Here is a 19,350-nt window from a genome sequence, read left to right as displayed (position 1 = left end):
TGGGCCGATCAGTCATCGAGGCCCGCCTAATGTCCAAACCTATCAAGCTGGAATTTTCTGAAAAATACGATGAGCAGCACGCCAGGGAATATTTTCATAAGCATCGCCGTGGCTTGAGTCGCCGTCTTTCCAACCAGCGAGACCAACAACTGGCCCGGCGTGCATTGGCCCTGGTCGGAGACCCCGGCCTGGTCCTGGACCTGCCCTGCGGTGCCGGGCGCTTCTGGTCTCTGTTGGCCGAAAAACCCAACCGAGTCATCATCGGCGCCGACAATTCCGAGGCCATGCTCAGTACTGCATTGGAGGCCCAACCGACCGACGTGGTGAAACGGGTACGGCCCTTGCACACTTCTGCGTTCGACATCGCCTTGCCTGATAACGCCGTCGACAGTATTTTTTGTATGCGTTTGTTGCATCACATCGGTGAACCCTCGCACCGACTGGCGATTCTGAAGGAATTCGAGCGTGTCAGCCGTGACAGCGTGATCGTTTCATTGTGGGTCGATGGCAATTTCAAGGCCTGGAAACGCAAGCGTCTGGAGCGCACCCGTGGGCAGAAAGACTACCAGAATCGATTTGTGTTACCGACAGATACAGTAGAGGAAGAGTTTCGACAGGCTGGGTTTCGCATTCAGGAACGGCTGGATTTCCTACCGCTCTATGCCATGTGGCGAGTTTATGTATTACGCAAGAGGTAACAGCATGGTTGTGCAGGCAGTAGAGACAACTGGCATTTCCCGCAACAGCTTCGAACATTTTTGGAACCAGCAAGGTGAGTGGGTGGAAGAACCCAACGTGCGACGTGGCGGTGAAAGCGGCGTGCAGCGGATCAACAGCATCGATGGCGACCTGATGTATGCCAAGCGTCAAACGGGGCACATTTATCGCAGTTGGTTGTATCCGCTCGGTCGACCGACCGTACTGCGTGAGCAAGACGCGCTGCTGGCGTTGACCCAGTTGAATGTCCGCGTGCCAGAGCTGATCTTTTGTGGTGCCCAGCGTGACCCCGTCCACAAGTGGCGTGCGCTGTTAGTGACCCATGCGCTGGATGGCTTCGAGGAGATCGAGCATTGGTATGCCGGCGGCGGACGTGAGCGCCATGGCGAAGCGGTGCATGATCAAATCCTCCAGGCCCTGGCTGAGAACCTGGCCCGCATGCACAAGGGCCGTTGGCAGCATGGCTGCCTCTACATCAAGCATGTTTTTGTGCGGGTGACAGGAGAGGGCGAAGCGGCCAAGGCCGAAGTGGCCCTGCTGGATCTGGAGAAATGTCGCCAGCGCCTGACGGCCCGGCGTGCGGCCTCCCATGACCTGAAGCAACTGCGGCGCCATTCGTCGTTCCGCGATGCCGATTGGAAAAAACTCGTCTACTTTTATGAGGCGGCGTTTGGCAGCGCTATCAAAGGTTTATAGCCATGAAACTAGAAATTGCTAGAGGTTTGTTTTTAGTCGGAGCCCTGGCAGTTACGTCGATGGCGGTGGCTGTATGGGAACAGCCTCGTTCGCAGATCCTCAGTGCCTCCAGTACGGGTGCGCATTGTCCCCTGCCGCGTGTGGCAAAGGCGAGCGAAGCGATCCGACCGGACGATGATCTGCTGCTGTTCATGTTCAGCCTGTCCCAAGGGATGAGGCCTCAGAGTTGAACATCACGAAGCCAAAAAGGCCTCGCCTGTGCGAGGCCTTTTTTTTCCTGCCGCAATCTCCAGTCGAGCTCTAAAACCTGTGGCGAGGGAGCAAGCTCCCTCGCCACAAAAGCCATCCGGTTCCCTTCTGGCCGCCTTCAGGGTTTATCGGGCCTGGCCAGCAGTGTGTAGACGCAGGGCAGCACAAACAGGGTGAACAAGGTGCCAATCGACATGCCCGTGGCGATCACCGTGCCGATGTCGAAGCGGCTCACTGCCCCGGCGCCGGTGGCGAAGATGAGCGGCACCATGCCAAACACCATCGCCGCAGTGGTCATCAGCACCGGTCGCAGACGAATCGACGCGGCTTGTTCCACGGCTTCGCGCGGCGACAGGTTCTGTTCCCTGCGCAACTGGTTGGCGAACTCGACAATCAGGATCCCGTGCTTGCTGATCAGGCCGATCAACGTCACCAGGCCCACCTGGGTGTAGATGTTCATGCTCGACCAGCCGAGGAACAGCGGAATCAGGGCTCCGCAAATGGACAACGGCACGGTCACCAGGATCACCAGCGGATCCCGGAAGCTTTCGAACTGCGCGGCCAGCACCAGGAAGATAATCGCCAGGGCCAGGGCAAAGGTCACCCACAACGCGCTGCCCTCCTGTACGAATTGGCGTGAAGCCCCGGCGTAATCGAAGGCGAACCCCACCGGCGCTTCCTCCCGGGCGATCTGGCGGACGGTCTCGATGGCCTCGCCCATGCTCACGATGGGAAAGCCTGAAATCGTCACCGCATTGAGCTGCTGGAACTGGTTCAGTTGCCGCGGTCGCGCCCGGTCGCTGACCTTGATCAGGGTCGATAGCGGTAGCGATTCACCCTTGGCATTTTTCACGTAGTAATTGTTCAGCCAGTCCGGGTTGTCCCGGAACGGCCGTTCGACCTGGGCGATGACCTTGTAGCTGCGGCCTTCGAGGGTGAAGCGATTGATCTCCGATTCCCCCAGCAGCGTCGCCAGGGTGCCGCCCAGGTCCTGCATGGAAACGCCCATCTGGGCGGCCTTGGCGCGATCGATATCCACCACGACTTCTGGCTTGTCGAACGCAAGGTCGATGTCCATGAAGGCGAACTTGCCGGATTCCAATGCGCGCTTTTTGACCCGGTCGGCAACCTCCAGCAGCGTTGCGTAGTCCTTCGGGGAGTTGATGACGAACGCGAACGGCAAGCCTTCGCCGGTGCCCGGCAGCGAGGGCAGGTTGAAGCCGAAGATCTGCAAGCCTGGCACGCTTTCCAGCTTGGCCTGCACCTCGGGCAGGATTTCCATCTGGGTGCGGTCGCGTTCGTTCCAGGGCTTGAGCAGGAAGCCGCCGATGCCGGACTGCACACCGTTATAGCCATTGATCTGGAAGGAGGAGTAGTACTCCGGGAACTCCTTGAAAATGGTAATGAAGTGATCGGTATAGGTGTTCAGGTAGTCGAGGTTGGTGGGCTGCGGGGCGTTGGCCATCATGAAGATGATGCCCTGGTCCTCGTCGGGGGCCAGCTCGGACTTGCTGAACATGACCAGTACCGGGATCAGCAGCAGCACGATCACCGCGAACACCAGCACCACCGGTCGGGTGTTGAGCGTGCCATGGAGCATGCGCTGGTAGCGGCTCTTCAAGCGTTCGAAGAGCATGTCCAGCCGATGGGCCAGCCCCGAGGGGTTCTCATCGTGGCGCAGGAGCAGGGCGCACATCATGGGCGATAGGGTCAGGGCGACGATCCCGGAGATCACCACTGCCCCGGCCAGGGTCAAGGCGAACTCCTTGAACAAGGCGCCCGTCAGGCCCTCAAGCAGGCCGATCGGTGCATACACCGCCGCCAGGGTGATGGTCATCGAGACCACCGGCATGGCGATTTCCCGGGCACCTTCTATCGCGGCGTCGAACGGGGTCTTGCCTTCCTCGATGTGCCGGTGAATGTTTTCCACCACCACGATGGCGTCGTCCACCACCAGGCCGATGGCGAGCACCATGGCCAGCAGCGTCAGCAGGTTCATGGAGTAGCCCATCAACTGCATGAAGAACATCACGCCGATCATCGACAGCGGGATGGTCACCACCGGGATGATCACCGAACGCAGGGCGCCGAGGAACAGGAACACCACGACGATGACGATCAGCACCGCCTCGAACAGGGTCTTCACCACCTCGTCGAGGGAAGCCTGGATGAACAGCGTGGCGTCGTAGGCGATCTCGGCCTTGAGGTTGGTCGGCAGTTGCGCCTCCATCTCCGGCATGATCTTGCGCACTTCCTTGATCACATCCAGCGGGTTCGCGCCCGGCGTGGCCTTGATCCCGATGTACACCGAGGGCGTGCCACCAAAGGAACTGATGGTGTCGTAGTTCTCGGCGCCCATTTCCACGCGGGCCACGTCCCGCAGCAACACGCGGCTGTCGCCGTCGGTCTTGAGCGGGATCGCGGCGAAGGCCTCGGCGGACTTGAGTTCGGTGTTGGCGTTGATGCTGGTGACGACGTATTCGCCTTTCACTTCACCGGCGGCGGAGAGGAAGTTGTGCTGGCGCACGGCATTGGTCACGTCGGCGGCGGTCAGGCCGAAGCCGGCGAGCTTGACCGGGTCCAGCCACAGGCGCATGGCGAAGACCTGGTTGCCGAGGATCTCGGCCTCGGCCATGCCGGGCAATGTCGCCAGCTTGGGCTGGATCACCCGTGACAGGTAGTCGGTGATCTGCGGGTTGTTCAGTTCCTTGCTGAAGAAGCTGATGTACATCAGTGCCGAGGCATCGGCGGCCTCGCGGCTGAGGACCGGGTCCTCGGCATCCTGGGGCAACTGGTTCTTGACCTCGTTGGCCTTGGCCAGCAGTTCGGTAAAGAGCCGGTCGCTGTTGGAGCCGATGCGGGCATAGACCGAAATCACCGAGAAGTTCTGGCGACTGACCGAGGTCATGTAGTCGATGCCCTCGGCACTGGCCAGGCTCTGCTGCATCGGTTGGGTGATGTAGCCCTGGATGGTCTCGGCGTTGGCCCCGGGGTAGGCGGTGGTCACCGTGATCAGGGCGTTTTCCATTTGTGGATACTGGCGCAGGGGCAGCTTGCTCCAGGCCTGGAAGCCCAGCAGTACGATCAACAGGCTGACCACGGTGGCGAGCACCGGGCGACGGATGAACGGATCGGTAAAAGCCATGGGGGTTCCTTGATCAGTCCGCGCGCGGCGTGCTGTTCTGTTCGGTCAGGGTCTTGTCGTCGCTGATGGCGATCGGCGTACCGTTATCGAGCTTGATCTGGCCGGCGATCACGACTTGTTCGCCGCTCTGCACGCCCTTGGAAACCAGCACCTGCCCGTCGCGTCGCTCGCCGGTTTCAACGAAACGCCGTTCGGCGATCAGGGCGGGCTGGCCCTTGTCGTCTTTCTCGACGGTGCCGTCGGCGCCTTTCTTTTGCGTCACCACGTACATGGAGTTGCCGTAGAGGGTGTAGGTCACGGCGCTTTCCGGCACGACGATGCCGGCGGCCACGTCCGGCAGGATCACCTGCAGGTTGGCGAACATGCCGGGCAGCAGCTTGCCGTCGGGGTTGGCCAGGGTGGCGCGCACCAGGACATTGCGGGTGCTGTCCTCGACCTTGGGGTTGATCGCGCTGATGGTGCCGACGAAGGTCTGCCCGGGATAGGCCGAGACGCTGACGTTGACCGATTGGGCAACAGCGAGCCGGGGCACGCTTTGCTCGGGCACGTAGAAGTCCACGTACAGGCTGCTGAGGTCTTGCAGGGTGGCGATCACCGTGCCGCTGGCCAGGTAGTCGCCGACATCCACCTGGCGAATGCCGATGGTGCCGCTGAACGGCGCCAGGATGTGTTTCTTGGCCAGCGATGCCTTGAGCTGGTTGACCGTGGCCTGGTTTTTCTTCAGTTGCGCCGAGAGCCGGTCGAATTCGCCCTTGGAGATCGCCTGGCTGCCCACCAGCTGGCGGCCGCGACCGAAATCCACTTGCGCCAGGCCCAGGTCGGCCTCGGCGGTTTCCAGCAGGGCGCTTTCGACCTCGCTGTCCAGTTGCAGGAGCGGCTGACCGGCCTTGACCTTTTGCCCGGACTGGAACTGCACTTTCTGCACGGTCCCGGCGATTTCCAGGCTCAGGTCCACCCCTTGCAACGCCTTCAGACTGCCCACGGTAGGCAGGCGAGCCTGCCAGGGTTGCTGGGTGGCCGTGGCCACGGCGACGCTGATCGGAGGTTTCGGCTCGGAGAACGACTGGATCTCCTGATAAACGGAAAAGGCCTTGTAGCCGGCGAGCAACAGCACTACCAGCAGGACAACACCCAACATGATCAGCATGCGGCGTCGCAGCATGTTCCACTTCCTTGGAAAAGAATTGAGAGAAAATACAGATAGGCGGGCACATTACCCTGAGTGTGCGGGCTATTCCAGATGCTGACGGGCCCGTGGTGCGTGGGACTTTTCCGAAAAAAAACAGGGAGCTTGGCGCCGATGGCGCTTCGCTCCTTGTTCAGGCCAGATGTAAATGGTTGTCCCAGAGCCCTGCCGGTAGATCCAGGGGTTTTGCAACCAGTTGTGTCTGACGGCAATCGTAATAGCGGCAACGTCCCTGGCCCGACGTCACGACAAAACCGTCGGCTACCGCGCCCACGCCGGCACAGTCCGGCAAGGGTGCATCCAGGCGGACTTCGCCACTGTCCAGGTCCCAGATGAAGAAGCGGTTGCCGCGCGGGGCGGTCACGGCCACCAGGCGCAGGTCGCTGTGCACAGCGACGCTGGCGGTGTAGTGCCCCATGGCCTGCAATTGTTCTTCGGGCACCGGGAATGCCTGGAACGGCTGCCCTGGCCGCTTGATCGCCACCAGTTCCGACGATTCGTGGGCCGCGCCCATGAACTGCTGGCCGGAGACGATGGTGCCGTCACTGGCGATGCCGAGGTGGCGCACGCTGTTCATCGATTGGGTCAGGGTTTCCTTGCTCAGCAGGGTGCCATCGCGTTGCATCAGCACCAGGCTTGGTTCCATGGCGTCGAGGTTCATTTCGACCCGGCTTTCGGCCTCGGTGCGAATGCCGCCGTTGGCCACCACCAGCGTCTCGCCATCGGGCATCCAGGACACCTGGTGAGGGCCGATGCCATGGGTGGACATCTCGCCGCTGTGCACCAGCCGCTCGCCTTCGAAACGGTAAACGCCCAACAGGCCGCGTCCCGGGTCGGTGGTGTCGTTCTCGGTGGCGTACAGCCATTCGCCGCTGTCATGGATGACCGCGTGGCCATAGAAATGCCGGTTCGGCAACGAGGCGATGGTTTGCAGCAGCGCCCCGTCGCGCAGGTCGATCAAGTAGCTTTCGGTGCCCGGGCGACGGGCGACGAACAGCGCAATCGGCTGCGTCGGGTGATGGATGATGTCATGGCAGCGTTGGCCGACGCGGGTGGCGAACACCCGGGTGCCGTCCAGTCGATAGCCGACGGCGTAATGCTTGCCGTCGCCATCGTCCCGTGCCGAAAGCAAGAGTGGGTGCTTGTCCTTTTGCTTGAACAGCGTCCAGCCGCCCAGGGTGACGGCGCCGAGCAGCAAGCTGCCCAGTGCCAGGACCTGACGTCGAAACATGATCAGTCACCGTCGTTGGCATTGAAGCCCAATTGAATGCCCAGCGCCTTGGCCAGTTCGCCTTCGTGCAGGCGATGGACGACGTTGAGGCTGTCGTACAAATCGTTGAGTTGCTGGCGCCCGGCATCGTCGTTGAGCATTTCGGTCAACGAGCGCTGGCTGCTGGCGAACAGTTTCAAGGAGGCATCGTAGGCGGCGTCGATCTTGTCCGCCAACGGTTTCTGGTCGCTTGGCAGCAGGCCGCGCAGGCCCTTGTTGTCCACGCCGGCCCAGACGGTCCTGGCCGCGCTCAGGCTGGCTTCCAGCCCTTGCAACGACGACTGGCTGCGCCAGGCATCGGCCTGGAATGGCTGAGGTACGCCCTTGCTCTGGCGGCCCATCGGCGTACCGAGTTTTTTCTTCAGCGTGTCCAGGGCCGTGACCTGGACCCGCAGCAGATCGGCGATGGCCTCGTGGGAGTCGGCATAGCGCTGGTTGGGGAACTTGCTCATCTGGGCGAGCATGCCGTCGTTGGCGTTCCAGCCCGACAGGATCTCTTCGGCCAGTTGTTTCTGGCGTTCGCCGATGGCGGTCAGCAGTGGGCAGTACTTGGCTTTCTGCGCACTGTCGGCCATGTCGATCTTGGCGTCGAACAGCAGGTACTCATAGGCCGAAAGACCCTGGACCACGACGCTGGACTTGGCCAGGCCGGCGGCGTCGATCTGTGGCTGGCTGTTGACCAGTTGCTCGACCTGGCGACCCACCAGGTTTTTCTTGTCCGGCCAGAACTGCACCTGCCAGGCACGGTTGCCTTCTGCCAGCGGGCCGATCAACAGGGGTTGCAACTCGGCCCAGGCTTTTTGCGCCTTGAGGAAGTCGGCGCGGGCGGTGTCCAGGTTTTCCTTGCCTTGGCAGAACGCCAGGGCGCTGGTCGCCAACTGCCGGTCGGCCTCGACCCAGCGGCTGTAGGTCGGCAGGATCACTTGCTTGGCGATAGCGGCCGAGGTGACCGCTTGCGGGTCCTGGGGCGAGCAGGCACCGAGGGCGAGGGCGGCGAGGCTGGTGAACAACAGCTTGGGACGGAACATGTCAGGCTCCCATTTCTGGAAAAGGCATTTAAAGGGAATTCAGAAAGGCCAGCAACGCAGCGCGTTGCTCGGCATTGAACGCTAAAACCTGGCGTTGCGCCGCTTGTGCTTCGCCGCCATGCCACAGCACGGCTTCGAGCAGGTTGCGGGCACGACCGTCATGCAGGAACTGGGTGTGGCCGTTGACGGTTTCAGTCAGGCCGATGCCCCACAGCGGCGGGGTTCGCCAATCACGGCCGCCGGCCTTGAATTCGCTGCGGTTGTCCGCCAGGCCTTCGCCCATGTCGTGCAGCAGCAGGTCGCTGTAGGGGCGGATGACCTGGTTGGCAAGCTCCGGTTCAGCGGCGTTGGCGGCGGTGGTGTATTTGGGGGTGTGGCAAGACTGGCAACCGGCCTGGAAAAACAGATTCTTGCCCGCCAATACCTGGGGAGAATTCACGTCGCGACGGGCCGGTACGGCGAGGTTGCGGCTGTAGAACAGCACCAGTCGCAGAATGTTGTCGCTGACTTCCGGCTCGCCGTCCGGGCCGTTGCCACTGGGGGCGCGCTTGCAATCGACCTGGGTCTCGGTGCAATCGTCGAAGGGCCGCAGGCTCGTCGTCAGGCCCATGTCACCGGAGAACGCATGGACGTTCTGTTGGTTGAGGTTGGGTTGGCCGGCCTTCCAGCCAAACCGTCCAAGTACGGTTTTCTGTTGGGCATCGTCCCAGACCTGGTTGGGACGACCGGCAATGCCGTTGTTTTCCCGCGCCTGGGCTTTGGCGTTGGCCAGGATGGCTTCGTCGGGGATCGCCTCCAGCAACCCCAGGCCGATCATCGGCGGAGCGACACGGGCGGAAAAGCGCGTGTCCGGGTGCATCGGCCCATAGGCCAATTGGGTGATCTGCAGGTTTGGCTTGCGCAGCTCCACGACGGTGCCGTCCTTGAAGCGCACCGGGACGGGGCTGTAATCGACCCGGACTTTGCCTTCGGGAGCGACACCGGGGACGGACATGTCCTGCAACTGCCCGCCGTAAACCGGTTCAGGTACGACCCCCAGTTGTTCGATGACCTTGGCGTAGGGCGGTGCGTCGGGGATCGACAGGCGCACCAGCATCGAGACCGCGCTGGCGGCATCCGGCGCTGGCGGATGACCGCGACCGTCCTTGATGTGGCAGTTCTGGCAGGCGTTGGTGTTGAACAAGGGGCCGAGGCCATCCCGGGCGGTGGTGGTCGAAGGGGCAATTACCCAGGGGCTGCGGAAGAAACTGTTGCCGACGCTGAAATCCACGCGCCGCGAAGGCGGCAGGTTGGCCGAGGGCAGGGAAAAGGCGTTCTGATCGCTCTTGCGAACCGTCGCGGCGCCACCGGAACGGGCTTCACCCGGTTCGGCCTGGGTAAAACGCGGGGCATCATCGCAGGCACTCAGGCCCAGGGCCATGAACAGTGCACATAAACGAAGAGGCAACGACGGCATCGGGCGACCTGGAGATAGGTGAAAAGAGGGCGCAAAGTCTAACAGGGCGGGGCAGTTTGAATAAGAGGAATTATCGTTTGGTTTGAGGCGTAGTTTGATCCATTGTGGCGAGGGGATTTATCCACGTTGGCGCGCGCAGCGCCCCCAAAAATGTGACGGTCCCCACGTCCTATCAGGCAGCTCAGGGGCCGCTTCGCAGCCCAGCGGGGATAAATCCCCTCGCCACAGATCTATCATGTGCCCGGTCCTGCCAGTTAGATGAAGATTACGGCTGGACAACAGCCCCCGGCACCAACGGCAATTCCAGGGTTGCGACGAACCCACCGTCAGGATGATTGCCCAACACCAGCGCACCACCATGGCGCTCGGCGGCACGACGCGCAATCGCCAGGCCCAGGCCATGGCCGGCGGCGGTCTGGCCGGGGGCGCGATAGAACGGCTCGCCCAATTGCCCCAAGTGTTCGGCCTCCACGCCTGGCCCGTGGTCGCGCACGCTGATCCGAATCCGGTCGCCCTGGCGCGCCGCGCGCATTTCGATGGGTTGTCCGGCCGGATTGAAACGCTGGGCGTTGCGCAGCAGGTTGTCCACGGCCCGCTCGATCATGGTCGGCCAGCCCTTGAGGGCCAGGTTCGGCTCCGTGTCCAGTTGCACGTTTTGTTCAGGTGAAGCCAGCTGTGCATCTTTTTGCAAAGTGACCAGCAGGCCGTTGAGGTCCACGTCTTCGGCGCTGGCATTGTCGGCGTCAACCCGGGCCAGGACCAGGATTTCGCTGATCAACGCTTCCAGGCGATCGCATTCGCGGGTCAGGCGTGGCCAGAGTTTTTCACGTTCCTCGGGGCTGGCCCGTTCAGCCAATGCCAGGGCAATGCGCAGGCGGGCCAGGGGCGAGCGCAGTTCGTGGGACACGTCCCGCAATAGCTGCCGTTGGCTCCCGATCAAGCTTTGCAGGCGCGCGCCCATGCGGTTGAAGTCGGTGGCCAGTACGCCAAACTCATCCCGACGGTTGGCGAGCTTGGCGAGGCTGTTCTGTTGGTACGTGGTCTGTCCCAAATCGTGCACTGCACCGCGCAGGCGACTCAGTGGGCGGGTGATGGAGAGGGTCACCAGCAGGCTGAACAGGGTCAGCACCACCAGCGCGATGCCCAATGCACTGAGGGGCCAGAGCAGACTGCCGCGGTGCCAGGCGTCCAGTTCGGGATGGGGAATGCGGTAGATGAACAGGTACGTGTCGCCACTTTTGGCGCTGGTGAACTCGTCGGTCAGCCGCCGCCAGGGCAGGCGTCGGTCGTCGTTGTTCTGCCGAGCCTCAAAGGCCGCGGCACGATGGGGGAAGGTGCCGCGTACCACCGGGTCGCCGCTTTCGTTGAACACCTGGACGTCGATGTGATACTGGCGCTTGCGCTGTTGCAGGATGTCCTGGGCGGCATCCTCGCCCTGGCTTTCGTAGGTTTGCGTCCACTCTTCGGGCAGGGTATTGAGGCCAGGGTGACGGCTGAGGATCCAGGCATCCTGGTTCAGCATATGGCCCATCAGGATCGAAAGCCCTGCAACCAAGGCGATGGCCAGCCAGAAACTGGCCAGGATGCGCCAGAACAATGAACGCACGATAAATCCTCGAAAACAAAGAAAGCCCAACGGCGATTGACCGTTGGGCTGGGCAAGCTTCAGCGCATTATTGCGCTTTTTGCGGTTGTTGCGCTTTCCAGGCTTTGAACTCAGCCCACTCGGCGCGACGTTCGGCCTGTTTCTTCTGGATCGCGTCGAATTCCTTCTGCTGCTCAGGCTTCAATAAGCCACGGATCTGGGCATCGACTTTCTCATGCCGGGCCTGCATTTCGTCCTGCATGGCTTTCTGGTCGGCTGGCGACAGCTTGGCCAGGTACTTGTCGACCAGTTCCCGTTGTTCGTGGCGCTGTTCGCCCATGATCCGGCGAATCTGCTGGCGTTGTTCGCGGCTCAGGTCCAGTTGGCTGTAGGGGCCTTTGTCGTGCATCTGGCCGCCGTGACGCGGGCCGTCCATCGGACCCATCGGGCCGGGGCCTTCGGGCATGGCCATGGCGACAGTCGGCAGGGCGGCAGCGAACATCAGAGCGATAAGAGTCTTGCGCATGGTGTGTCTCCTTGTCTCATTCCCGGTCAGTTCCGGATGTGTGCAGATTACGGAGATCAAGGTCAGCGGCGGTCAGGGGGGCGTAAAGCTTGGGTAAAGACGTTTGGGGGCGGACCTGACAAAACCGTAGACGCAAAAAGTGCGGCGAGGAGATTATCTGTGGCGAGGGGATTTATCCCCGCTGGGCCGCGCAGCGGCCCCCTTGGTTTTATCTGATACATCGTGGTGGCAGGCACATCTGGGGGCGCTTCGCACCCCAGCGGGGATAAATCCCCTCGCCACAAAAGGATCCCCGGTCCAAGCACGGAATCGGTGCAGCGTTCAAAGGCTGTAGTAATAACCCCGGCTACGCAGCGCCACGATGCGTGGGCGACCGTCGGGGTGGGGGCCGATTTTCTTGCGCAGGTTGCTCACGTGCATGTCGAGGCTGCGGTCGTACAGGGTCAGCTTGCGGCCCAGGGCGATCTGCGCCAGTTCCTGCTTGTCCAGGGGCTCGCCCGGTTGCTTGAGCAGTGCTTCGAGCAGGCGACTTTCGGAAACGGTGAGGGTCTGTTCCTGTTCGTCGATGCTGACGACGCCACGCACCGGACTGAAGGTCAGGTCACCCAGTTCGATCTGGCTGGACACTGCCGCCGGATGGCTGCGGCGCAGCACGGCGCGCAGGCGGGCGGTCAGTTCCCGTGGGTCGCAGGGCTTGGCCAGGTAGTCGTCGGCGCCCAGTTCCAGGCCAAGGATACGGTCCAGCGGCTCACCCCGGGCCGACAGCATCAGCACCGGCAGCTCCGGGTGATCGTTGCGCAGCTGCTTGAGCAGTTCCAGGCCGCTGCCGTCGGGCAGCATCACGTCCAGGACCACGGCAGCCGGGGCGGTTTCGGCCAAGGCCTTGCGGGCACTCTGGCCATCGTGACAGGCGCGGACCTGAAACCCTTCCTGGCTCAGCCAACTCACGAGGAGCTCACACAGCTCCTGGTCATCATCTATCAGTAACAGCTCGCTCATGACTCACTCAATTTAGCCATTGCCGACGTTGTCTACGTCCACCGCTGGCAAAGATACCGCAGAGCAAGGCCAATAGCGCTACCCCGGCACCAATGACGAACCATTGCTGTTGATCGGTCAACAGCCGTGGCAGCGGGCTGGCCTGGGCTTCCTTGAGTTGCAGCTTCAGGCGCTGGTTCTCCTGGCGCAGCCGGCCCAGCACAGCGCTTTCGCGCTCGCTGTCGGCATTTTTCAGTTGTCTGCTCAGCTCTTCGCGCTGGCGTTCGCTGTCTTTCAAGCGTTGCTGCAACTCGGCGATCTGGCTGCCGGCGCTCAGGGACAGGGGCGCCGAATGACTGCCCTCGGGGCTTTCCTCGCCATGGGCGGGCGCTCCGATCGCCAACGAGACCAACAACAGGCACAACGGACCTTTGCGCATTGCAACTCCTGAATTCCAATCGAGATTAGACAGGTTGTCGGCCGGCGAACGATAAAGATGAGCAACGGCGGCAATGAGCCGCGAAGGCCCATCGCGCCAGGGGGGATTTACGGCAGGACTTGCTTGAACGGCTTGACCACGACATTGGCGTAGACGCCGGCCGCCACGAACGGATCGGCCTCGGCCCAGGCTTGGGCGGCGACCAGGGAGTCGAACTCGGCCACGATCAGGCTGCCGCTGAAGCCGGCGGCACCCGGGTCATTGCTGTCCACCGCCGGGTGCGGGCCGGCCAGCACGATGCGACCTTCGGACTTGAGCTGTTGCAGGCGCTCCAGGTGTGCCGGGCGCACGGCCAGGCGTTTTTCCAGGGAGTCGGCGACGTCGGTGGCAATGATTGCGTAGAGCATGTCAGTCCTCGGTTTTAGGCGTGGTGGGGTCGGCATCGTGCAGGTGACGGGACAGGTAGATGCCCTGGCCAATCAGGAACAGCAGCGTCATGCCCAGGCTGCCGAAGACCTTGAAGTCGACCCAGTACTCCTGGAACGTGAACGCAACGAACAGGTTGGCGGCACCGCAGAACAGGAAAAACGCGATCCAGGCGATGTTCAACCGGGTCCAGATCAGTTCCGGCAGGTTGATGGCATGGCCCATGATGCGCTTGATCAGCAGTCGGTCACCGATGAAGTGGCTGCCGATGAACGCGAGGGCAAACAGCCAGTTGACCACCGGGGCCTTCCATTTGAGGAAGGTTTCGCTGTGGAACGCCAGGGTCAGGCTGCCGAATACAAGGCAGGCGATCAGGGTCAGCCACTGGCTCTTCTCCAGCTTGCGCTGGGACACGAACAGCGCGCCGTAGACCACCAGGGAGCTGATGATCAGCACTGCGGTGGCGCTGTAAATACCGCCTACAGTCAAGGAGTGGCCGGCGAAATCGACGGCCCGGGGATCAAGTTTGTAGACGATGAAAAACAGCAGGAGCGGGATGAAGTCGATGAATTGTTTCACAGTGGCAGCCAGAAGCAGGATGTGGCGGCATAATAACAAACATCCTTGGCCGCGATAGGGCCAGCTGATTTGAGGTAACAAACTCTCGTGAATGTTGATTTGCACTGCCATAGCACGGCCTCCGATGGCGCCCTGGCGCCTGCGGTTCTGGTGGCGCGGGCGTTCGAGCACGGCGTGCGAGTCCTGGCCCTGACCGATCACGACACCCTCGAAGGCCTCGACGAGGCCCGCAGCGCCGCCACGGCGCTGGGCATGCAGCTGGTCAACGGGGTCGAGTTGTCGTGTACCTGGGGCGGGGCGACCATCCATGTGCTGGGCTATGGTTTCGATGTGAATGCGCCGGCGCTGGTCCAGGCCATCGCACAGCTGCGCGACGGGCGCTGGCTGCGGTCCGAAGAGATCAGCCGCAAGCTGGCCCTCAAGGGCATGCCCGGTGCGCTGGACGGCGCCCGGCAGATCCAGCAGGAACTGGGCGACAGCGGTAACGCACCGGCCCGGCCCCACTTTGCCGACTGGATGGTGCGCGAAGGGTTCGTCAAGGATCGCGCCGAAGCGTTCCGCAAATGGTTGGGCGCCGGCAAGCTGGGGGACGTCAAGCAGCACTGGCCGACCCTGGAAGAAACCGTCCAGACCCTGCGGGCCGCTGGCGCCTGGGTCAGCCTGGCGCATCCATGGCACTATGATTTCACCCGCAGCAAGCGCCGGCGCCTGGTCGCCGACTATATTCAAGCGGGGGGCCATGCCATCGAGGTGGTCAACGGCCATCAGCCTGCCGAGCAAGTGGGCAGCTTGGCGATCCTGGCCCGAGAGTTCGGCCTGCTGGTCACCGCCGGCAGTGATTTCCATGGCCCTGGGGGCTGGTCCGAGATCGGCGAATACCGCCCGTTGCCGGAAGATCTGCCACCACTCTGGTGTAGATTCAAACATGATCCCGTTACCGCCGCCGTCTGAACAGGTAGAACACGTGAGTCAATTTTTCCAGATTCATCCGGAAAACCCGCAGGCGCGCCTGATCAAACAGGCCGTGGAAATCATTCGTGGTGGTGGCGTGGTGGTCTATCCCACCGACTCGTCCTACGCCATCGGTTGCCAGATCGGCGACAAGAATGCCGTGGAGCGCGTCAGACGCCTGCGTCAACTGGACGACAAGCACAATTTCGCGCTCATCTGCAGCGACCTTTCGCAGTTGGGCCTGTTCGCCAAGATCGACACCGGCACCTTCCGCTTGCTCAAGGCGCATCTGCCGGGGCCGTACACGTTCATTCTCAATGCCACCCGGGAAGTCCCGCGGCTGTTGCTGCACCCGAAAAAGCGCACCATCGGCCTGCGGGTGCCGAGCCATCCCATCGCCTTGGCGCTGCTGGCGGAACTGGGTGAGCCGCTGATGAGCGTGACGCTGATCATGCCCGGCGAGACCGAGCCGTTGACCGATCCCTATGAGATGCGCCAGATACTCGAGCATCAGGTGGACCTGATCATCGACGGCGGTTTCGGCGGCATGTCGGCGTCCACGGTGATCAACCTGGCCGATGGCGAGCCCCAGGTGGTGCGCGTCGGGTGCGGCGATCCGACGCCGTTCATGGTCGAGGCCTGAATGTCCGCCGTGGAAACCGCCGTGGACAATGCCGACAGCCAGGCCGGCGCGCAGCAGGAGTTGCCGTTCGCCATGGTCTATGGCCAGGCGGTCATGGAAATGCCCCTGGACCTGTACATTCCGCCGGATGCGCTGGAAGTGTTCCTCGAAGCCTTCGAGGGCCCGCTTGACCTGCTGCTGTACCTGATCCGTAAACAGAACATCAATATCCTCGACATCCCCGTGGCGGAAATCACCCGCCAGTACATGGGCTACGTCGAGTTGATGCAGTCGGTACGCCTGGAACTGGCGGCCGAGTACCTGGTGATGGCGGCCATGCTGGCCGAGATCAAGTCGCGGATGCTGCTGCCGCGCTCGGCGGAGGTCGAAGCGGAAGAGGACGACCCGCGGGCGGAGTTGATCCGGCGCTTGCAGGAGTACGAACGCTTCAAGGTCGCCGCCGAAGGCCTCGATGGCTTGAACCGGGTGGGGCGCGATGTGGTGGTGCCCAAGCTCGATGCGCCCGAAGCGCGGGCGCGCAAGTTGCTGCCGGATGTGAGCCTGGAAGAGCTGCTGATGTCCATGGCCGAGGTCCTGCGCCGAGGCGATATGTTTGAAAGTCACCAGGTCAGCCGCGAAGCGCTGTCCACCCGTGAGCGCATGAGCGATGTGCTGGAGCGGCTCAAGGGCGGCGGCTTCGTGCCGTTCGTCGAGCTGTTCACCGCCGAGGAAGGGCGGCTGGGGGTGGTGGTGACGTTTATGGCGGTCCTGGAATTGGTCAAGGAATCCTTGGTCGAGCTGGTGCAGAATGAGCCGTTCGCAGCGATCCACGTGCGGGCACGAGCCGAATAACGAGCAAATCAATGAATCTGACTGAACCCCGCGAGCTGGCCCCCTTGCTTGAAGCTTTCCTGTTGGCCTCGGGAAAGCCGCAATCGATGGAGCGCCTGTTCGAACTCTTCGAAGAAGGCGAGCGACCTGAGCCGGCCGTATTCAAGAAAGCCCTGACGCTGCTGGGCAAGTCCTGCGAAGGACGGGCTTTCGAACTCAAGGAAGTGGCGTCCGGTTATCGCCTGCAGATCCGCGAGAAGTTCGCACCCTGGGTCGGACGCCTGTGGGAGGAGCGGCCGCAGCGTTACTCCCGCGCCATGCTCGAAACCATGGCGTTGATCGCCTATCGCCAACCGATCACCCGGGGCGAGATCGAGGATGTACGGGGCGTGGCGGTCAACAGCCATATCGTCAAGACGTTGCTGGAGCGCGAGTGGATCCGCGTCGTCGGCTATCGCGATGTGCCGGGCAAACCGGCGATGTTCGCCACCACCAAGGCCTTTCTCGATCACTTCAACCTGAAGAACCTGGATGACCTGCCGCCCCTGGCCGAACTGCGGGAGCTGGAACCCGAACCGGTACTGGAGTTCGACGACGTGCCGGTGCCCCAGGGCTTGCAGGAACTGGCGGATGCCAGCGCCGAGCCTGAGGAACCGAAGGAAGAGACCAGTTTCCACTCGTTGTTGCTGGAGCTGGACACCATGGAGGAGGGCTTGAAGACTGATTTCGACGATCTGCTGCGTGAGGGGCCTGGTCCCGGGGATGAGCCACCCGAGGCCGATAGCGAGGTGGAACCTGCACCAGAGCCAGAAGCAGAACCGGAAGAGGACATCCTCGGCGTTGCCGAGGCCCGGGAAAAACTGTTGGCCGCCGTTGCCGCCCTCCAGCCGCCGGAACCCGAACTGAGCGACGAAGAAGCCGAAGCCCGGGCCCTGGCCGAGGCGATCGAGAACGAACGACGCCAGTTCGACGATTGATCCAACTTGTGCGCAGACCTGAGTGACACATCACCGTCCCCTGTGGGAGCGGGCTTGCCCGCGAAGGCGGTGGGTCAATAACATTGATTGGCCTGACACTCCCTCTTCGCGAGCAAGCCCGCTCCCACAGGGGGTCATGCGGTGCATCATGCTGCATTGCGCCACCGGTCGGCGGAAAAAGCGCCGAGTCTGTGTTGATCAGCTAGTCTCAGATGCGCAATCGCCTCAACAGGCGTATGATTCGCGACCCTTTGGCGATCCCTTCGTCCAAGACCCGTTTTCAAAGCGTCAGGCCAGGCCTGACCCGACCACACCGGGAGGTGCCCAGAATGAAAGACCAAGACCAGAACGACAGCCAGGAAATCGGCCCAGCAGGCGAGAAGCTGCAAAAAGTCCTCGCCCGTATCGGCGTCGGTTCGCGCCGTGACGTGGAAGCCTGGATCACCCAAGGCCGGATCAAGGTCAATGGCAAAGATGCCACCTTGGGCCTGCGTGTCGACATGCACGACGCCATCACCATCGATGGCAAGGTGATCAAGCGCGAAGAGGCCGCCGAAACGGTGCGCCGCGTGATCATGTACAACAAGCCCGACGGCGAGATCTGCACCCGCGACGATCCGGAAGGCCGTCCGACCGTGTTCGACAAGATGCCGCGTCCGAAAGAAGGCCGCTGGATCAACATCGGTCGCCTGGACATCAACACCACCGGTTTGCTGATGTTTACCACCGACGGTGAGCTGGCCAACCGTTTGATGCACCCGTCCTACGAGATGGACCGCGAGTACGCCGTGCGTGTGCGTGGCGAAGTCGACGACGAGATGATTGAGCGCCTCAAGGCCGGCGTTGTGCTGGAAGACGGCCCGGCGCGTTTCACCGACATCAAGCAGGCGCCCGGCGGTGAAGGTTTCAACCACTGGTATCACTGCGTGGTGATGGAAGGCCGTAACCGTGAAGTGCGGCGTTTGTGGGAATCCCAGGGGCTGGTGGTCAGCCGCCTCAAGCGCGTGCGTTTCGGCCCGGTGTTCCTCAACTCCGACCTGCCGATGGGCCGCTGGCGCGAAATGAGCCAGTACGAAGTCGACATCCTGGCCGCCGAAGTGGGTCTCAAGCCGGTGGCAATGCCGCAGATGACCGCCAAGAGCAAGGACAAGCTGGAGCGGATGCAGCGTAAATCCTCGCGCCCGATGGGCAAGACCGAGCGCGTGCGTACGTTGCGTCCGGCTGCTGAAGGTGTGGCGACCGGTCCGCGTCCTTCCCGCGAGCCGCAGATCGAAGGTGAACGCCCGGCCCGCAAGCCTGCGCCTCGTCAGGACGGTGAGCGTGGCCCACGTACGCCGCGTCCGGCCAATGGTCGGACCGAGCGCGGTGAAGGTCGCGGTGCTCCGGCGGGGCGCGGTACGCCCGTCGCCGATCGCCCGGCCGACACCAAGCGTCCGGCCAAGCCGGCGCCGAAAAAACGCCCGGGTATCGTCCTGGCCGACCGCGACGCGCCATCGGGCAAGCGCCGTGGTGCACCGGCAGGTTCGGGACAGCGTCCGGGGTTCGGGCGTCGTAAGCCGGAGTGAGGCAGCTATGAGCTTCTAGCTGCAAGCTGCAAGAAAAAACGGCAACCACTAGGTTGCCGTTTTTGTGTCTGGCGTTATTGATACGCTGCCGGTGCGGCCGTCTTCGCGAGCAGCTCCACACCGC

At 62.5% G+C, this 19,350-nt stretch carries 19 protein-coding genes; 8 read left to right on the top strand and 11 right to left on the bottom strand.

Annotation, left to right across the window (positions count from 1 at the left end):
- The first annotated feature begins 29 nt into the window (after nucleotides 1-29).
- From BM317_RS02720 to BM317_RS02710, 3 genes are read left to right on the top strand one after another with little or no spacing between them, the layout of a single operon-like run.
- Nucleotides 30-698: a class I SAM-dependent methyltransferase gene (locus BM317_RS02720; RefSeq protein ID WP_092175401.1), complete on the top strand. Its 669-nt coding sequence runs from the start codon at nucleotides 30-32 to the stop codon at nucleotides 696-698.
- A gap of 4 nt (nucleotides 699-702) precedes the next feature.
- The gene (locus BM317_RS02715) at nucleotides 703-1,413 is read left to right on the top strand and encodes a lipopolysaccharide kinase InaA family protein (RefSeq protein ID WP_092473003.1); all 711 of its coding nucleotides are present in this window, start codon (nucleotides 703-705) and stop codon (nucleotides 1,411-1,413) included.
- A gap of 2 nt (nucleotides 1,414-1,415) precedes the next feature.
- The gene (locus tag BM317_RS02710) at nucleotides 1,416-1,643 is read left to right on the top strand and encodes a hypothetical protein (RefSeq protein WP_092175409.1); all 228 of its coding nucleotides are present in this window, start codon (nucleotides 1,416-1,418) and stop codon (nucleotides 1,641-1,643) included.
- A 137-nt stretch (nucleotides 1,644-1,780) separates the two neighbouring features.
- On the opposite strand, the gene BM317_RS02705 is transcribed toward BM317_RS02710, so the two are convergent.
- The 11 genes from BM317_RS02705 to BM317_RS02655 form a co-directional block, all read right to left on the bottom strand.
- On the bottom strand, nucleotides 1,781-4,807 hold the full coding sequence (locus BM317_RS02705) for a multidrug efflux RND transporter permease subunit (protein WP_092473001.1): 3,027 nt from the start codon (nucleotides 4,805-4,807) through the stop codon (nucleotides 1,781-1,783).
- Between the two features lie 13 nt (nucleotides 4,808-4,820).
- Nucleotides 4,821-5,969, bottom strand: coding sequence for an efflux RND transporter periplasmic adaptor subunit (locus tag BM317_RS02700; RefSeq protein ID WP_092472999.1), 1,149 nt, complete (start codon nucleotides 5,967-5,969; stop codon nucleotides 4,821-4,823).
- A 157-nt stretch (nucleotides 5,970-6,126) separates the two neighbouring features.
- The gene (locus tag BM317_RS02695; RefSeq protein ID WP_092472997.1) at nucleotides 6,127-7,224 is read right to left on the bottom strand and encodes a DUF1513 domain-containing protein; all 1,098 of its coding nucleotides are present in this window, start codon (nucleotides 7,222-7,224) and stop codon (nucleotides 6,127-6,129) included.
- 2 nt (nucleotides 7,225-7,226) lie between these two features.
- Complete coding sequence (locus BM317_RS02690) at nucleotides 7,227-8,291, bottom strand: imelysin family protein (protein ID WP_072408663.1); 1,065 nt, start codon at nucleotides 8,289-8,291, stop codon at nucleotides 7,227-7,229.
- A 28-nt stretch (nucleotides 8,292-8,319) separates the two neighbouring features.
- Nucleotides 8,320-9,711, bottom strand: coding sequence for a di-heme oxidoreductase family protein (locus BM317_RS02685; RefSeq protein WP_256574028.1), 1,392 nt, complete (start codon nucleotides 9,709-9,711; stop codon nucleotides 8,320-8,322).
- Nucleotides 9,712-10,012: 301 nt separating this feature from the next.
- The gene (locus BM317_RS02680) at nucleotides 10,013-11,353 is read right to left on the bottom strand and encodes a sensor histidine kinase (protein ID WP_092175424.1); all 1,341 of its coding nucleotides are present in this window, start codon (nucleotides 11,351-11,353) and stop codon (nucleotides 10,013-10,015) included.
- A 67-nt stretch (nucleotides 11,354-11,420) separates the two neighbouring features.
- Entirely contained in the window at nucleotides 11,421-11,858 is a 438-nt protein-coding gene (locus BM317_RS02675) for a Spy/CpxP family protein refolding chaperone (protein ID WP_072408657.1), read from the bottom strand.
- Nucleotides 11,859-12,179: 321 nt separating this feature from the next.
- Nucleotides 12,180-12,857 carry a response regulator transcription factor gene (locus BM317_RS02670; protein ID WP_003178772.1) on the bottom strand — a complete coding sequence of 226 codons (678 nt, stop codon included), beginning with the start codon at nucleotides 12,855-12,857 and terminating at the stop codon, nucleotides 12,180-12,182.
- A 7-nt stretch (nucleotides 12,858-12,864) separates the two neighbouring features.
- Complete coding sequence (locus BM317_RS02665; RefSeq protein WP_092175427.1) at nucleotides 12,865-13,275, bottom strand: SH3 domain-containing protein; 411 nt, start codon at nucleotides 13,273-13,275, stop codon at nucleotides 12,865-12,867.
- A 107-nt stretch (nucleotides 13,276-13,382) separates the two neighbouring features.
- Nucleotides 13,383-13,682 (bottom strand): YciI family protein, encoded by a 300-nt coding sequence (locus BM317_RS02660; protein WP_060740968.1) that lies wholly within the window; start codon nucleotides 13,680-13,682, stop codon nucleotides 13,383-13,385.
- A 1-nt stretch (nucleotide 13,683) separates the two neighbouring features.
- Nucleotides 13,684-14,280 (bottom strand): septation protein A, encoded by a 597-nt coding sequence (locus tag BM317_RS02655; RefSeq protein ID WP_003204874.1) that lies wholly within the window; start codon nucleotides 14,278-14,280, stop codon nucleotides 13,684-13,686.
- Between the two features lie 87 nt (nucleotides 14,281-14,367).
- Here BM317_RS02655 and BM317_RS02650 point away from each other — a divergent pair, with 87 nt between their 5' ends.
- The 5 genes from BM317_RS02650 to rluB all read left to right on the top strand — a co-directional run bounded on the left by BM317_RS02650 (nucleotide 14,368) and on the right by rluB (nucleotide 19,226).
- Nucleotides 14,368-15,231, top strand: a complete 864-nt coding sequence (locus BM317_RS02650) for a PHP domain-containing protein (protein WP_060740970.1) — start codon at nucleotides 14,368-14,370, stop codon at nucleotides 15,229-15,231.
- A 13-nt stretch (nucleotides 15,232-15,244) separates the two neighbouring features.
- Nucleotides 15,245-15,874 carry an L-threonylcarbamoyladenylate synthase gene (locus tag BM317_RS02645; protein WP_053124883.1) on the top strand — a complete coding sequence of 210 codons (630 nt, stop codon included), beginning with the start codon at nucleotides 15,245-15,247 and terminating at the stop codon, nucleotides 15,872-15,874.
- A 132-nt stretch (nucleotides 15,875-16,006) separates the two neighbouring features.
- Nucleotides 16,007-16,705 carry a segregation and condensation protein A gene (locus tag BM317_RS02640; RefSeq protein WP_165826070.1) on the top strand — a complete coding sequence of 233 codons (699 nt, stop codon included), beginning with the start codon at nucleotides 16,007-16,009 and terminating at the stop codon, nucleotides 16,703-16,705.
- An 11-nt stretch (nucleotides 16,706-16,716) separates the two neighbouring features.
- Nucleotides 16,717-17,661: an SMC-Scp complex subunit ScpB gene (gene scpB / locus BM317_RS02635; RefSeq protein WP_092175433.1), complete on the top strand. Its 945-nt coding sequence runs from the start codon at nucleotides 16,717-16,719 to the stop codon at nucleotides 17,659-17,661.
- A 329-nt stretch (nucleotides 17,662-17,990) separates the two neighbouring features.
- Complete coding sequence (rluB, locus tag BM317_RS02630) at nucleotides 17,991-19,226, top strand: 23S rRNA pseudouridine(2605) synthase RluB (protein WP_060740973.1); 1,236 nt, start codon at nucleotides 17,991-17,993, stop codon at nucleotides 19,224-19,226.
- Nucleotides 19,227-19,350 lie beyond the last annotated feature (124 nt).

It is taken from the genome of Pseudomonas sp. NFACC24-1 (genome assembly GCF_900115235.1).
Lineage (GTDB): Bacteria > Pseudomonadota > Gammaproteobacteria > Pseudomonadales > Pseudomonadaceae > Aquipseudomonas > Aquipseudomonas fluorescens_AA.
Note: the sequence above shows the minus strand (reverse complement) of the source record. Positions and strands in the feature narration are given on the sequence as shown.

Excerpts from the sequence above, each read along its gene's own strand:
- BM317_RS02715 (WP_092473003.1), top strand. The coding sequence starts at position 703 with ATGGTTGTGCAGGCAGTAGAGACAACTGGCATTTCCCGCAACAGCTTC.
- BM317_RS02670 (WP_003178772.1), bottom strand. The coding sequence starts at position 12,857 with ATGAGCGAGCTGTTACTGATAGATGATGACCAGGAGCTGTGTGAGCTC.
- BM317_RS02690 (WP_072408663.1), bottom strand. The coding sequence starts at position 8,291 with ATGTTCCGTCCCAAGCTGTTGTTCACCAGCCTCGCCGCCCTCGCCCTC.
- BM317_RS02665 (WP_092175427.1), bottom strand. The coding sequence starts at position 13,275 with ATGCGCAAAGGTCCGTTGTGCCTGTTGTTGGTCTCGTTGGCGATCGGA.
- BM317_RS02660 (WP_060740968.1), bottom strand. The coding sequence starts at position 13,682 with ATGCTCTACGCAATCATTGCCACCGACGTCGCCGACTCCCTGGAAAAA.
- BM317_RS02720 (WP_092175401.1), top strand. The coding sequence starts at position 30 with ATGTCCAAACCTATCAAGCTGGAATTTTCTGAAAAATACGATGAGCAG.
- BM317_RS02710 (WP_092175409.1), top strand. The coding sequence starts at position 1,416 with ATGAAACTAGAAATTGCTAGAGGTTTGTTTTTAGTCGGAGCCCTGGCA.
- rluB (WP_060740973.1), top strand. The coding sequence starts at position 17,991 with ATGAAAGACCAAGACCAGAACGACAGCCAGGAAATCGGCCCAGCAGGC.
- BM317_RS02685 (WP_256574028.1), bottom strand. The coding sequence starts at position 9,711 with ATGGCCCTGGGCCTGAGTGCCTGCGATGATGCCCCGCGTTTTACCCAG.
- BM317_RS02700 (WP_092472999.1), bottom strand. The coding sequence starts at position 5,969 with ATGCTGCGACGCCGCATGCTGATCATGTTGGGTGTTGTCCTGCTGGTA.
- BM317_RS02695 (WP_092472997.1), bottom strand. The coding sequence starts at position 7,224 with ATGTTTCGACGTCAGGTCCTGGCACTGGGCAGCTTGCTGCTCGGCGCC.
- BM317_RS02705 (WP_092473001.1), bottom strand. The coding sequence starts at position 4,807 with ATGGCTTTTACCGATCCGTTCATCCGTCGCCCGGTGCTCGCCACCGTG.
- BM317_RS02675 (WP_072408657.1), bottom strand. The coding sequence starts at position 11,858 with ATGCGCAAGACTCTTATCGCTCTGATGTTCGCTGCCGCCCTGCCGACT.
- scpB (WP_092175433.1), top strand. The coding sequence starts at position 16,717 with ATGAATCTGACTGAACCCCGCGAGCTGGCCCCCTTGCTTGAAGCTTTC.